We start from the raw sequence: 15,030 nt of genomic DNA, 5'->3' as shown, positions 1-15,030 counted from the left end.
CGCTACCTCTGCAGCTCGAGCAGGCTCTGGCCGATCCGCACCGCGGTACCGGTGGGGACGGGCGTGGGCTGCTCGACGCGCGTCTCGCCGACGAACGTGCCGTTGGTGGAGCCCAGGTCCTCGACGAACCACTGCTCGCCCTGCGGGAAGATCCGCGCGTGCCGGGACGAGGAGTAGTCGTCGTCGAGCACGAGCGTGCAGCTGGGCGCGCGGCCCACGAGCACGGCGGACGAGCCCAGCGGCAGCGTGGTGCCGCGCAGCGGTCCCTCGGTCACGACGAGGCGCGTCGGACCGCCGGCGCCGCGCGGGCGACGCGGTGCGCGCGGCGTCTCGCCGACGGGCACGGGGGCCTCGGCCGCGGGCGCGGCCTTGCCGCCGGGCCGGCGGCGGTCGATGATCCGCGTGCCGTACAGGTCACGGCGCAGCACGGTGATGGCCGACAGGACGAGGAACCACAGCAGCGCGAGGTATCCCAGGCGCAGCAGGGTGATGGTGAGCTCACTCATGCCGCGGCATCACTCGTCCCCGTCCGTGTCGCCGCCGGTCCAGAACAGGATGCGGGTGCGACCGATGGTCAGGGTGTTGCCGTCGAGCAGCGTCGCCGCGGGCACCTGGTGCCCCTCGACGAACACCCCGTTGGTCGACCCCATGTCGCTGGCCACGACGCCGTCGGGCGTCACGCGGATCTCCAGGTGCCGGCGGGAGACGCCGGGGTCGTCGACGATGATGTCGGCCTCCGAGCCGCGGCCGATGACCGTGACCGGGCCGGTGAGGATGTACCGCTGCCCGTCGATGTCGATGAGCGGGTGCCGCGGGCTGGGCGCCGCGTTGCTCGTCGCCGGGGCGACCGCGCCGCGCACCGTCGCGCTGTGCACGGCGAACCGGCCGGCGTCCTGCTCCGTGTTCTCGGAGAAGGACACGGTCACGGGGCCGACGAACGCGTAGTGCTGGCCCGACGCGTGCTCGGTGACGTTGGCCGCGAGCTCCTCGGCGAGCGCCTCCGCGCCCCACGCCTCGACCTGGTCGTAGTCCGGGGTCGACAGCTCGATCGTGAACTCGTTGGGCACGACGGTGCGGTCGCGGCCCACGACGGCGGCGCGGTCGTCGAGCTCGCGGCGCAGGGCGTCGGCCAGCTCGATGGGCTTGACCTCGCTGCGGAAGGCGCGCGCGAACGCGTTGTTGACGACGCGCTCCACGCCGTTCTCGAACTTGTCGAGGAATCCCACGTCCACCTCCTCCCGTCGATGAGCGGGCCGGTGGCCCGTCCCCCGTGCTCGTCCGGCTCGTCCGACGCGGTGCGACGGCGGTCCGCGTCGATGGTATCCGTGCGACGGCATGGACGGGTGCCCATGGGAGTGATCGGTGCACGTGGCGCGTGTGCGCAGGGCCTGGGGGCGGCTCGGTGAGCCCGGCGGCGAGGGGCAGGGCGGGTCGTGACCGCACCGGGCGGACGCAGGGCTGGGCGGGCGGTTCGGTCCCGAGGGCTCCGCCGTGCTAACGTTCTCCGGCGCGCGCGAGTGGCGGAACGGCAGACGCGCTGGCTTCAGGTGCCAGTGTCCGAAAGGGCGTGCGGGTTCAAATCCCGCCTCGCGCACAGTGGGGTGGTTCCCGATGGAACTGCTCAGGTGGTACCGAAACTCCCGGTCAGGGTTCTCTGACCGGGAGTTTCGTGGTTCTGGGGGTGCTGGGGGCGGCTTCGGGGCGCTCGCGGGCGTCGAGAAGCCCTGCCGAGAGGGCTCGGCAGGGCTTCTGGGACCAGATTCCGCGCGTTGGGGCGGTTCGGCGGCAGGCTGACGCCGACGTGGAGAGCTGTCGTGCGTCCCGGTCGGCGACCGGGCGGTCAGACGTCGGTGCTCAGGCGGCTATCCGCGGTACGGGCGGCGCCGGCCTTTCGTCCAGGTGTGGCGGTCCATCGGTTCGGTCGACGGTTCTTCACCGAGCTCGACCTGCCACGGGTCCGGCTGGTGCCGGGCGAGGTGCCAGCCGCGGAGTCTCTCGATGTTGTGCGCGGCGAGCGTCACCGCCATCAGGAGGGTGGTGGCGACGAGCCCGGGTACGCGGAAGTAGCCGCGGTTGACGTTGCGCACCTGGTAGCGCAGCTGAGCGTTGAGGCCCTCGATCAGGCTGCGACGGTTGAACGACAACGCCCACCGGGTCGACTGCCACGCCAGCGGCTGACGGTCGCGCTCGAGGTCGGTGTCACGAACCGTGACGGTGTTGCCGCATGCGCAGTTCCCGCCGCGCAGGCACCGGGCTGTCGGCAGGTAGCGTCCCAGCCGCATGGACGCCGGGGTGTTGGGGCAGCGCAGGTGCCCGGCGAGGGCAGGTCCCTTCCACCGCTGGCTACCGCGCTCATCGCGATGACGAGCCAGCGCGGTGAACCGGTAGGCCTCGCGCTTGTCGAACAGCTCACGGGCGCGGGCCTTCTGGGTGGCGGTGTCGCCGATCTTGGGCGGCTCGAGCTGCCGCAGCGGTTCGGGTAGCGCGTCGGAGTACAGGGCGCCGTCGATCCACAACGACCCGGCGATCGGCCCGGGTCGCACGCCGCGCTGCGTGGAGTGCAGGTCCATCGTCACCGCAATCCCGCGCTCACGTAGCGGTCGGGCGAGGTTCTCCGCGCGGGAGGTGGTGTAGCCGCGGTCGAGGAGGACCTCCTTGACGTGCCGCAAGGCGTCCAGGATCCCGAGTGCAGCGCCGGCCCTGTCCCGGACGCCGGGACGCATGGCCAGGCCGGCGGCCAACTGGGGCAGCGGTTCACCTGCGGGCTCGGGTGCGTAGGTCGCGATGTGCGCCTCGTAGCCGAAGTACAGCTCGCTGGGCCGGCGGTCGGTCCCGGTGCGCTTGGCCCACCGTGCATCGGGGTCAGCGGCCGGCCGATCGTCCGCGTCCGTTCCGGTGTTCGTGGTGCGGGCCCTGTAGGCGGACTCGACGTCGGTCCCGTCGATCGCCACGACGCTCGGCGGCGTCCACGTGGACGGGATGCTGGCCTGGACCAGCCCGGTGGCGACCTCGTCGAGGCTCGCCGGCGCGAAGGGGCAGCCCTCGGGGCACTCGTCGACCTCGCCGGTCTCCGGGTCCGCGGTCAGCTCGTGGTCGTGGGGGACGAAGAAGCCCACGCCCAAGGCGTCCTCCAGGGCGTGGAACCCGGACAGGACGGGCCGGTACCGGATCACGGTCTTTGGCGGGAAGCCCAGCGCGAACCTGTCGCTGGGCGACGCTGACAGCAGGGTGCGGGTGACCCCCGCGAGGGTGAACGCCGTCGGGCTACTCAGAGCATGCAAGAACATCCCCGCGGCGATGGCGTCCAGCGGGTAGGCGCGGTGGCGGCCGACATTGTGCATCCGAGCCGTGACGAGCCGGGAGACGACGTCGCTCTCGGCCCAGGCTCGAGCGCGCCGGACCTTCTGCGCGGAGGTCAGCGGCGGCGGCTTGTAGATGATGCGGCTGATGCCGGTGGACGACGTCATCGGCCAGGACTGTCCGGCGCGGCGGGCCTTCATCGCCGCACCATCGAGGCGAACACCTCGTGCTCGGGCAGCGGGGTCATGAACGGCATCACGTAGCCGAAGGTCTTCGACGAGGTGACGCCGGCGAGCTGGGCGAGTGCGCCGAGGTGCACGCCGTGCTCGAGGTGCTCCTTGAGCCAGGTGACGCGCAGGCGGCTCAGCCGCAGCGGCGGGCAGTCTGGTGGGAGTTCGATCCCCTGCATCAGCCGGGACAGGCGCGAGCGGTCCCAGTTCGCGGCGAAGAAGCCCAGCAGCAACGAGCCCGGGTCCTCCTCCCTGATGAGTTGCAGCGTGCCGTCGTGCGGCGGGCTGATCGGGATGGTGCGGGCCAACTTGCCCGGTACGGCCAGGCAGAGGTGGCCGTGGCGCCCGACCAGGTTGTCGGTCGTGACGTGCCAGATCTCGCGCGGGTAGAGCCCGGCGCCCAGACCCATCGCCAGGAACGACTGCATCCGGCGCTGCTGCAAGGGCGTGCGCTGCTGGGTGGCGACCTCCAGGAGTCGGGCTACCTCGTCTGCGGTGTAGGGGACGATTCGCTGGTTGGCGCGCAGCCGCTCCTCGGGCGGTTCCCATGGCGCCTTCGTCGTCACGGCTGCGCCGAAGCGGCGCAGGTCCGAGCGGCGGGTGGCCCGTGAGGGTTCGGCGAGGTGGGTGCAGCCGACCTGGATGTACCGGCTGACCACGTCCGGCGTGAAGATCTGCTCGCGGTCCAGCGGGAGCCCTTCGCGGTGTGCCCACACGAGGAACTGCGACAGCGTCCGCATCGTCTCGACGGCTCGGCGGTCATCGATTGGGTGCACCTCGACGGCCACGGCGCGCGCGAACGCGGCGACCGGTGCCCAGTCCTCGGGGCGTAGCGCTTTGGGGGCGTAGCCGGCCACGGCCTGCGCGGGGGTGAGCGGGCTGGCGGCGTGTCGGTTGACGGGAGTAGTTCTGGAATCTGAAGATGGGCGCACGAAAGCTCCTCATGTCGAGTGACGGTCTTTCGATCAGCGGCTGCAACCGCTGTGAAGGCGATCGGGCCGGGATCCCACTCCCGGCCTTTCGCGTGTCAGAGGATCGGCGCCCTGCGCCGAGCAGCTCAGGCCATGCCGCCCCTGGCGTCGTCGGCGAGGGCGGAAGCCAGGAGGTCTGAGGCGACGGCGCTCACGGGACGCCTCGCGGCGCATGCGCGCGCAAATAGGGGCCCGGCCACGGCGGCGGGCATGCGGATCTCCACCCGGACGAGCTCGTGGGGCTTCAGGTCACGGGAGCGCGACGGGGGCCGGCCGGATCGGGCCGGTGCTACGTGGACTGTGAGATCTGGATCGTTCATGTCACCCACCTCCTGCGATATGCCTGGCCTGCGTGCGAAGTACTGCTCATGCCCTGGTCAGGGATCGCACGGCTGGTCAGACCGTCAGGAGGTGGAACAATTCAGTTATAACACCGCGCCACAGGCAGAACGCCTAAGAAGTGACTCGACGCGCCGCACCGCGGTACGGGGCCGTGCTTGCACGCTACCGCGCAGCGCCTCGATCTCGTGGACGACACGCCCCGGTCTGAACCGTCGAGAGAAGATCAGAGGCGACGGCCGCCTGCGCGCCGGAGCAGGGCAGCACACCGGTGCCACTCGCCGAGAATCGCCCACTCCTATCCCGTGGCCTGCTCGAGCCGTGCGGCAGGATGAAGCCGTGCCAGAGACGGTGATCGACAACCCTGTCCTCAACGGTCCGTTCGACGCCCCGACCAGGCACTGGATGCTCGACGAGCACGGCCAGCTCACGTCCGACATCGCCACGCGACGACGGCCGAGCGAGTCGTGGATCCCAGTGCCGCGCCAGCGGAAGGGTCGCGGTGCCAAGGCGTCGCAGCCGACGCTGGGCATCCAGGAGGAGCTCGACGTCACCCGCACGCATGAGCGCAAGGACGTCAACGACACGATCAACCGCCTGCGCACCGATGTCGATGCGTGGCGCTCGACGGGTTACCCCGGGGTCACCGCGACGACCCTGCGCCTCCTGCGCCACTGGTCGGACCCCGCGCGGGAGAACAGGGTCTTCTTCGCCCAGCGGGAGGCCGTCGAGACGGCGATCTACCTCGGCGAGGTAGCGGGCCGGCTCAAAGCGTCTGAGGCCGGCCGTACGGCGCGCGTCGCGCAGTCGGGCTGGATCCAGGACGCTCTCGACGAGCACAACGCCGAGTACAACGCGGGTCTGCCACGTACGGCGCTCAAGATGGCGACGGGAACCGGCAAGACCGTCGTCATGGCGATGCTGATCACCTGGCAGACGCTGAACAAGGCAGCGCGAGCCAAGGACCCGCGCTTCACCAACCGGTTCCTGCTCGTGACACCGGGCATCACGATCAAGGACCGCCTGCGCGTGCTGTTCCCGTCCGACGCCGGCAACTACTACCGCGAGCGGGACCTCGTCCCAGCAGACCTGTGGCCCCAGCTCATGCAGGCACGCGTCGCGGTGACGAACTACCACGCGTTCATGCGTCGCACCCGGCACGACGGGCAGGGCGTCTCAGCGACGACGAAGAAGCTGCTCACAGCCCGCACGGGCGTCGACCCCTTCATCGAGACCGACGCCCAGATGGTCGCGCGGGTTCTGCGTGACCTGGGGGGTACTCGCGGCCGGCAGGCGACGGGCCAGATTATGGTGATCAACGACGAGGCGCATCACTGCTACGCACCGCGGGACGCGGAGGCGGAGGTCAAGCAGCTCGAGGCTGCGGAGCGCAAGGAGCTCAAAGAGGCCAACCTCGAGGCCGGCGTCTGGTTCACAGGCCTGCAGCGCATCCACGCGGCCGTGGGCATCAAGACGGTCTTCGACCTGTCGGCGACGCCGTACTTCCTCAACGGCTCGGGCTACCCGCCTGGGTACATCTTCCCGTGGGTGGTGTCGGACTTCTCGCTCATCGACGCAATCGAGTCGGGCCTCGTCAAGATCCCCCGGCTGCCGGTGGACGACGACGCCTCGGGAGACGACCCGTCGTTCCTGCACCTGTGGGAACACGTGAAGGACGACCTGCCGAAGCGTGTCGGTAAGGACTTCGACACGTCCCGTCCGCTGCCGGCGATGCTCGCAGGCGCCATGCAGAGCCTGTACTCCTCGTACGAGCGCGCCTTCGAGCGGTGGCAAGCGAGCGGCGAGGCGGACACCCCGCCCGTCTTCATCGTGGTGTGCCCCAACACCACGGTTTCCAAGTGGGTGTACGACCAGATCGCCGGCTACGAGCAGGTGCTTGACGCGGACGGCGAGACTGTCACGCGCCGCATCTCCGGGCAGCTCTCCTTGCTCTCGAACTACACCGACGGCAACCGGCTACCCCACCCGCGCACGATCCTCGTCGACTCCGCGGAGCTTGAGTCGGGCGAGGCCGTGAGCAAGGAGTTCCGCGACGCGGCGGCCGACGAGATCGAGGCGTTCCGTCGTGAGGTCGTCACCCGCACGGGGGCTGCGGCGGGCGAGATGGACGACGGGCAGCTGCTGCGCGAGGTCCTCAACACCGTCGGCAAACCGGGGCGGCTCGGAGGGCAGGTCCGGTGCGTCGTGTCCGTCTCGATGCTCTCGGAAGGGTGGGACGCCAACACCGTGACGCACGTGCTCGGTGTCCGCGCCTTTGGCTCCCAGCTCCTGTGCGAGCAGGTCGTCGGGCGTGGTCTGCGGCGACGCTCGTACGCGCTGGACGACGACGGCCTACTCCCGCCCGAGTACGCCGAGGTCTACGGCATCCCGTTCTCGTTCATCCCGTCCAGCCGGCCGTCGGAAGACCCACCTCCACGCCCGCCCGCCACGCAGGTCCGGGCGGTCGAGGGTCGGGAGTCCGCCCGAATCGAGTTTCCCTACGTAGACGGGTACCGCTTCGAACTCCCGGACGAGCCGCTGCACCTCGATCTCGACGCTGTCGGTCCCTACGTCTTGGATCAGGGCGCCATCCCGACGATGACCGAAGTGGCGGGCGTCATCGGTGAGCACGAGGAGCACAGCCTCGACGCGCTGCGCGCGATGCGGCCTCGTGAGGTGGCGTTCAAGCTCGCTGTCCGCCGAGTGCTTCCGCTCTTCGCCGACGGCCAGAACGTGCCCAAGCCGTGGCTCGTCCCAGAGCTCGTGCGCATGACCCAGGCCTGGCTCGAGACGAAGGTCGAGCTCAAGGGCAACGCGTTCCTTGGCATGCTGCTCCTCGGCGCGCACGCCAGCCAGGCTGCCGAGCAGGTGCAGCGGGCCGTCATCACCGTGGGCGGCACGCGCGAGCCGATCGTCCTGCCGATCATCAGGCCGGACGCCCCCACGGGCTCGACCGACTCCGTCGACTTCCAGACCATCAAGAACACGTTCGTCACCAACGGCCGCAGCCACGTCTCGCACGTGGTGCTCGACAGCGGCTGGGAGCAGACCGCGGCGATGATCCTCGAGGACCACCCCGATGTCGACGCCTACGTGAAGAACGACCACCTCGAGTTCGCGATCCCTTACACGCACAAGGGCATCGGACACATCTACCGGCCGGACTTCCTCGTCCGGCTCACCCAGCGACCCGACGACGCGGTGCGCACGCTCATCGTCGAGGTGTCGGGAGGGCTCAAGGACCAGGTCGCGCGCCAGGTGAAGGCTGACACCGCGCGGAACCTGTGGTGCGCAGCGGTCACCGCGGACGGCCATTTCGGCCGCTGGGGGTACGTCGAGGTCGACGACCCCTACCTCTTCAAGAACGTCGTGGACGCCGCCATCGCCGACCTCTACGCCGATCGGCCGATCACCGGACATCCGATCGCCTTCGACCTCTTCGCGGGTCTGGACGACGACCCCGCGCTCGCGCTGACCGGCGCGCCCGACGAAGGAGCACGCTGACATGCCCGCCGCCGACCGCACCACGCCCGTCGAGTCCCACCAGCACGACGACCGGCGGGTCAACATCCCCACCGCGGACGCGGAGTACTTCGTCGACGACGCCGTCGCCGCGCCGCGCAACGTAACGTGGGCTCGCCGCGACCCTGCACTCGACCCGCAGCTGGTCTGGCGCGGCAAAGACGCGCAGTCTGACGTGCTCGACGTCGTAACCCCGCCGATCTACATCCAAGAGAAGATCGATCCACGGGCGCTCATCGAGAACCTGCGCCAGACCGCGGCCAAATCCGAGGACGAGCCGGAGTTCACGCTCTTCGAGGAGTTCGACGACCTCGGCCCGTTCGAGTCCGTCGAGTTCTACGAGCACGAGTCCAAATGGGCCAACCGCATGATTCTCGGCGACTCGCTCGCTGTGATGTCTTCCCTCGCCGACCGCGAGAACCTCCGCGGGCAGGTGCAGGCCATCTACCTAGACCCTCCTTACGGCATCAAGTTCGGATCGAATTGGCAACCGAGGGTCGATAAGCGCGATGTCAAAGATGGAAGCTTGTCCGACATGGCGCGAGAGGCTGAGCAGATAAAGGCCTTTCGCGATACCTGGGAGGATGGAATCCACTCCTACTTGGCCTACCTTCGGGACCGCCTAGCCATCGCACGAGAACTCCTCACAGATTCGGGTTCGATCTTTGTTCAGATCGGAGACGAGAACGTGCACCTTGTCAGGAGTTTACTCGATGAGACTTTTGGCCGGGAGAATTTTGTTTCAATCATCACCTATAACAAGACGGCAGGCCAAACAGCAGAATACCTCAGTGGGGTGTCGGACTTCATCTTGTGGTTTGCCAAGAGTCGCGAATCGATGAAGTTTCGACGCTTATTCACAAAGCGAACGCTTGGTGAAGCCGGCTCGTCGAAGTACGATCAGGCGGAACTGCCGGACGGGACCCGAATGCCGCTCTCGCGGGTTGCTAAAGGGCAACACTATCGAGTGTTTCGCGTCGACAATATGACAAGCCAGAGTGCCGGTCGAGAGAAAGGGATCGGCGCCGCTTCGTGGTTCCCCGTCGAGATCGATGGAAAGACGATTCTTCCGACCTCGCAGACCCGCTGGAAGACCAATGAAAAGGGTATGGCGCGACTGCAGATCGCGCGGCGCGTGACGCTCACGGGGCGCTCGATTGGGTATGTCAGATACCACGACGACTTTCCCGCGATGACTCTCACAAATGCGTGGAGCGACATCGGTGGTATCCAGAGCAGGGCCGATCCAAAGGTGTACGTAGTCCAGACAGCCACCTCGGCGATCGAGCGATGCCTACTGATGACCACGGACCCCGGCGATCTCGTGCTGGACCCGACGTGCGGATCGGGCACCACGGCTTATGTCGCCGAGCAGTGGGGTCGACGGTGGATCACCATAGATACCTCCCGGGTAGCAACTGCACTAGCTCGTCAGCGGCTCATGGCGGCGCGCTTTCCGTACTACCTGCTAGCGGACTCCGCAGAGGGCGAGGCGAAGGAGCGCAGCCTCGGCGCGCAGATGAAGTCGATCGGCTCGAGCCACCAAGGTGATGTTCGCCAGGGCTTCGTCTACGACCGCATCCCGCACATCACGCTGAAGTCGATCGCAAACAATCCCGACATCGTCGAAGGTATGTCGCGAGACGAGATCGATGCGGCGGTCCGGCGCCACGCTGACGTCGAGTACTTGTACGACCGGCCGTTCGAGAACAAGAAGAAGGTCCGCGTCTCTGGCCGCTTCACCGTGGAGTCGCTCTCACCGCATCGGTCGTCGTCGTTCGACGCGGCGTTCCCGCACGGGCCCGAACCCACTGAGACGAGCCAGCCGGTCGGTGCGGGCTACGAGTCGACGATTGTCGACAACCTCCGGACCGCGGGTGTGCAGAACGGCCGTCGCCGGGAGCGAACGGTCTTCACCTCAATCGATCCCAATCCGGGGACGTTCGTGCAGTACCTCGGCTCGGCTGCGTCGCAGGCTGACGTCGATGCAGCCAAGGCCATCAGCACGCACGCCGAGCCTGCGACGCGCAAGGTCGCGATCTGCCTGGGTCCGGAGTACGGGACAGTCGACGCGCGAATGGTCAAGGCTGCCGCACGCGAGGCGCTGGAGATGTCGGACGTGGAGCAGCTCTTGGTGCTGGGGTACGCGTTCGAGGCGAACGCCCTGGACGCCGTCGGGGAGACGCAGCGCGAGGGCTTCGCGTCCGTAGCTGCGGAGCACAAATTGGGCCGCTTGCCGGTCGTGCTCGTGCGGATGAACGTCGACCTGGCGATGGGTGACGAGCTCCTGAAGAACTCGAAGGCCGCCAACCTGTTCACGGTTTTCGGTGAGCCCGACATCGACGTGCGAGTGACCGAGGCGGGCGTCGTCGTCGAGATCAAGGGTGTCGACGTGTACGACCCGACGACAGGCGACGTGCGCAGCGACAGCGCGGACGGGATCGCGCTGTGGATGGTCGACACGGACTACGACGAGGAGCAGTTCTTCGTCCGCCACGCGTACTTCTCCGGCGCGGGAGACCCGTACAAGAAGCTCAAGACGTCGCTGAAGGCCGAGATCGACCCCGAAGCTTGGGACTCGCTGTACGGGACGGTCTCGCGACCGTTCCCGGCGCCCTCGACGGGGAAGATCGCGGTCAAGGCGATCAACTACTACGGCGACGAAGTGCTCGTCGTCCGTGAGGTCACGGCCTGACGACGATGCCCACGTACACGCCCGCTCAGCAGGAGGCCATCGCCTGCCTGGACGCCCCGTTGCAGATCATCGCCTGTGCCGGGTCCGGCAAGACGCAGGTGATCTCGCAGCGCATCTCGGAGATCCTCAAGCTGCCGGGCGTCGAGCCGCGCCACGTCGCCGCGTTCACCTTCACCGAGAAGGCCGCTGCCGAGCTCAAGGACCGGATCCTGTCGATCGTCGAGCAGGAGCACGGCTCGGCGACGGGGCTGGCGGAGATGTACGTCGGCACGATGCACGCCTTCTGCCTCAACCTGCTGCAGACCTATGTGCCGGAGACGTTCAAGTACTCGGTGCTGACCGAGCAGACCCAGAGGCTCTTCATCGACCGCAACAGCAGGCGTAGTGGCCTGACGGAGTGCCCGACGCTCTCGGCCGGCACGCCTCACCTACGGCGGTTCATCCACTCGCGTCTCTACACCCAGGTGATGTCGATCCTCACCGAGGACGAGACTGATCTCTCGCTCGTCTGCGAGGAGGTCAAGGCCGCCGTCGGCAAGTACCGAGACCTGCTCGAGGCAAACGCGTACTTCGACTACACCTCGATGGTCGACCGGGCTGTGCGGTTCCTCGAGTCGCCCGATGAGGGGATCGGCACGGCGGCGCACGCGCTGCTGCAGCACGTGCGCGACGACGTGAAGTTCGTAGTGGTGGACGAGTACCAGGACGTCAACCCGCTGCAAGAGCGGCTGATCCGTGGGCTCGTGCAGTTCGGCGCGAACCTCTGCGTGGTCGGCGACGACGACCAGACGATCTACCAGTGGCGCGGTTCGGAGGTCGCGAACATCCTCACGTTCGCCGGCCGCTACGAGGGCATCCGATCGGTCACCCTGGCTCACAACTTTCGCTCGTCCCAGGGCATCGTGGCGCTCGGACGTCGGGTCGCCGAGGGCATCTCGGTCGGGAACCGACTGCCGAAGTCGATGGAGCACGCCTCGCACCAGACGTGGGACCGCGGCGACATCATCGCCGGTGCCTATCTGACTCCGGAAGACGAGGCAGCTGCGATCTGCGAACGGATCCAGGACCTGCGGGGGGTCGCGTTCACGGATCGCCCGGGCACCGAACCGCGGGGTCTGTCCTGGTCAGACGTCGCCGTGCTCTACCGATCCGTGGCCGCAGACGCCGGGCCTCTGGTCGCCGAGATGGAGCGGCGCGGGATCCCCTACATCGTCAAGGGTCTGACCCGGCTGTTCGACTCTCGGGAGATCTCCGCCGTCGTCAGCCTGTTCCGCTACATGACGGGCCACGCGGCCTTCGCCGACGTCGAAGCGCTGTGGGCCGTCTCGGGACTTCTCGCGCCAGGCGTGAGCGTCGCGGCGGCCAAGCCGCTTCTGGACGCGGGTGCGGACTTCGGTCGCGGCGAGCGCTGGGGCACGTACAACCTCCAGCGCCTCTATCTCGACGTTCTCGACGCGCTTGGGATCCGCGAGGACACGGTGCCCGGCGACCCGGTCCGCGGCGAACTGGCGATGTACCAACTCGGCAAGTTCTCGCAGGTCATCTCGGACTTCGAGGCCATCTACTTCTCATCGAACCCAAAGGACAAGTACGACTCGTTCGTCGGGTGGCTCGAGTACCAGGCACCCGGCTACTACGACGAGGCCGACCTCGACACCGGGTACGCCACACCCGACGCGGTCACGATCTCCACCGTTCACCAGGCCAAGGGCATGCAGTGGCCGGCGGTGTTCGTGCCATGCCTGCGGGCTAACCGGTTCCCGTCCAAGCGTCATGGCGGACTGGGGGTCTTCCACGTGGTGCCGGACACGGCTGTCCCCCACGCAGACCGGTACCGCGGCACCGTCGAGGACGAGCGTCGCCTCTTCTACGTCGCGGTCACCCGCGCACAGAAGTTCCTCTACCTCAGCTTCTCGCCCGGGACGTCGCGCCTGTTCCAGAAGGCATCCGCGTTCTTCGGTGAGGCGACGACCGTGCCCTTCGTCTCGACCGCCGCGCCGCTGCTCGGAGCGAGCGTCGCCCGCCTCGAGCCTCACCCCCGCGTCGAGGTCCCGCAGGTCACGCTGTCCTTCTCAGAGCTGAAGTACCTGTTCGAGTGCCCGTACCAGTTCAAGATCCGATTCCTCTACGGCTTCAATCCGCCGATCCACGAGGCCCTGGGGTACGGCAAGGGCCTGCATGACGCCCTTGCCGAGATGCACAAGCGTGCGCTCGACGGTGACGTGCTCGATGCCACCGCGGTCGACGAGCTCGTCCAACGCCACCTGCACACCCCGTACGCATACCCGCTGCTGCGCGAACAGCTGGAGCGCGCTGCCCGGGCGGCGCTCAAGCGCTACTTCGTCCTCCACGGTGACGACCTGCCTCGCACCCTGCACTCCGAGAAGCAGATCCAGGTTCACGTCGCCCCCGGAATCACAGTGGACGGCCGCATCGACCTGATAAAGCGGCTCGAGACCGACGAGGTCTCGATCGTCGACTTCAAGTCCACCTACCGAGCCCAGGCCGAGGACGTGACCCGCGACCAGCTGCACGTGTATGCCGTCGGCTACCAGGAACTGACCGGGACGTCCGCTGACGTTGTCGAGGTGCTGAACCTGGACGAGGATGGCAAGAACACCCGCGAGACGGTCGTCGGTCAGCTCCTGATCGACGTCCGCGACCGAATCCACGATGCAGGTGAGTCCTTGCGCACCAACAAGCTGGATCGACTCCCGACGTGGTGCAGCACGTGTGCCGCCTGCGACGTGCGGAGCTTGTGCCGAAGCGCGGAACCGGTGTCGCAGGTCTTGACGCCGTGACGACGGCGGGGCGTGGCGTCGGTGCTGTGACGACCATGCTCGATCCGGAGCGGTACGGGCGCGACTTCGCGCGCACCCAGCAGGAGGTTCTCCAGCACCTGGAGGCGGCTCCTGGCACCCGTCTGGAGGTCAGCATGAGATCCAAGCCGTGGACGCTGACGGCTTCAGCGCCGGGACGGTGCGCACGGTCCGTGAGAACGGGACGGCGCTGCGGTTCGACGCCAACGGCTTCGAGGAGACGTAGGGGCTCACCGCTCACCAGCGCCGGGCCGGTCCTTCGTCCGTTGACGCGGGCCTCCGCTTGGTGCCATTAGGTACGGAGCTGCAGGTCAATCGAGTGATCTCGACTCTATCAATATCCGGCATCGCGTAACCGGCGCTACGGTCGGGCAAGACGTGAGCTGCCCTGGCGGGCAGTACCGAGGAGAGGAGTCCCCGTGGCCAAGGGGCACGAGTGTCCGGTGTGCGGGACGTACACGCTCCAGCCGTGCACCACCAACCAGTTGAAGTGCACCAGCTGCAGCACCATCGTGAGGAAATAGCTATCCGGCGACGGACACCAGTTCGATACGCGCTCGTACTGTCGTGGGTCCGTGCGCACCTCTAGCCCGGGGATCTTCGGTACCCAATCGAGTCGCCGCGATGCTGCGTCAGCGACGCCGGGCAACTTCGGCGAACGCACGGTCGATGCGGGAGCGAGCCGCAGCGCTGCAGCGGGGGTCGGCGCTCAATGCCGCCAGATACTCCTTGGCGCCCTGCGCGATGCCCGACTCAGGTTCGGCCTGCACCGCGGCACGTTGCGTAGCTGGATGGAGCAGGTGGCTGCACAAGTCGATGTCGGACCGCGACGCCGGGAGGCCGCGAGTCACGAGCGCGGGCGTCACGAGGATGTGACCGCGGACGTAGTCACCGTCGGGCGTCCTGCACGTGTCTTCCTGCTCCCTTGAGCAAGCCACGCAGATGATGACGCCTGCCATCTTCCGCGGGTAGCGGCGACGCCACTCGTCGTCGACGACGTACACGTCAGCCTGCTGGCCGATGGGGCGTCGGCACGCGGCGCAGGTGAGTCGAAACCGGGGTCGCACTGGACTCGTCACGACCGGCTCCCTTCCGCTTCACGATGACAGTAGCGGCCGTCCTGGTCTACCCGGCACGGGGTTGTCTCCGCACGG

8 protein-coding genes and 1 tRNA gene are annotated in these 15,030 nt (G+C 67.9%); 4 read left to right on the top strand and 5 right to left on the bottom strand.

Annotated elements, in window-relative coordinates:
• Nucleotides 1-2: 2 nt before the first annotated feature.
• Both Cph01nite_RS15910 and Cph01nite_RS15905 read right to left on the bottom strand, forming a co-directional pair.
• Nucleotides 3-506: an FHA domain-containing protein FhaB/FipA gene (locus tag Cph01nite_RS15910; RefSeq protein ID WP_203675674.1), complete on the bottom strand. Its 504-nt coding sequence runs from the start codon at nt 504-506 to the stop codon at nt 3-5.
• A gap of 9 nt (nt 507-515) precedes the next feature.
• Complete coding sequence (locus Cph01nite_RS15905; protein ID WP_203675673.1) at nt 516-1,226, bottom strand: FHA domain-containing protein; 711 nt, start codon at nt 1,224-1,226, stop codon at nt 516-518.
• 285 nt (nt 1,227-1,511) lie between these two features.
• On the opposite strand from Cph01nite_RS15905, the gene Cph01nite_RS15900 reads away from it, so the two are divergent.
• Nucleotides 1,512-1,594, top strand: a tRNA-Leu gene (locus Cph01nite_RS15900).
• 268 nt (nt 1,595-1,862) lie between these two features.
• On the opposite strand, the gene Cph01nite_RS15895 is transcribed toward Cph01nite_RS15900, so the two are convergent.
• Nucleotides 1,863-3,467 (bottom strand): hypothetical protein, encoded by a 1,605-nt coding sequence (locus Cph01nite_RS15895; RefSeq protein WP_239069312.1) that lies wholly within the window; start codon nt 3,465-3,467, stop codon nt 1,863-1,865.
• Nucleotides 3,468-3,496: 29 nt separating this feature from the next.
• A complete protein-coding gene (locus Cph01nite_RS15890; RefSeq protein WP_239069311.1) occupies nt 3,497-4,387 on the bottom strand; it encodes a site-specific integrase in 891 nt (296 codons plus the stop codon).
• A 774-nt stretch (nt 4,388-5,161) separates the two neighbouring features.
• Here Cph01nite_RS15890 and Cph01nite_RS15885 point away from each other — a divergent pair.
• Genes Cph01nite_RS15885 through Cph01nite_RS15875 form a run of 3 tightly spaced genes read left to right on the top strand, consistent with a single transcriptional unit; the run spans nt 5,162 to nt 13,858 of the window.
• Nucleotides 5,162-8,344, top strand: a complete 3,183-nt coding sequence (locus Cph01nite_RS15885) for a BPTD_3080 family restriction endonuclease (protein WP_373307596.1) — start codon at nt 5,162-5,164, stop codon at nt 8,342-8,344.
• Nucleotide 8,345: 1 nt separating this feature from the next.
• Nucleotides 8,346-11,057, top strand: a complete 2,712-nt coding sequence (locus Cph01nite_RS15880) for a site-specific DNA-methyltransferase (protein WP_203675670.1) — start codon at nt 8,346-8,348, stop codon at nt 11,055-11,057.
• A 5-nt stretch (nt 11,058-11,062) separates the two neighbouring features.
• On the top strand, nt 11,063-13,858 hold the full coding sequence (locus Cph01nite_RS15875; protein WP_203675669.1) for an ATP-dependent helicase: 2,796 nt from the start codon (nt 11,063-11,065) through the stop codon (nt 13,856-13,858).
• Nucleotides 13,859-14,508: 650 nt separating this feature from the next.
• Here the strand turns inward: Cph01nite_RS15875 and Cph01nite_RS15870 are convergent.
• A complete protein-coding gene (locus tag Cph01nite_RS15870; protein WP_203675668.1) occupies nt 14,509-14,880 on the bottom strand; it encodes a hypothetical protein in 372 nt (123 codons plus the stop codon).
• Nucleotides 14,881-15,030 lie beyond the last annotated feature (150 nt).

Source organism: Cellulomonas phragmiteti, from assembly GCF_016862775.1.
Taxonomy (GTDB): domain Bacteria; phylum Actinomycetota; class Actinomycetes; order Actinomycetales; family Cellulomonadaceae; genus Cellulomonas; species Cellulomonas phragmiteti.
This window is presented reverse-complemented; position numbering and strand designations above follow the sequence as displayed.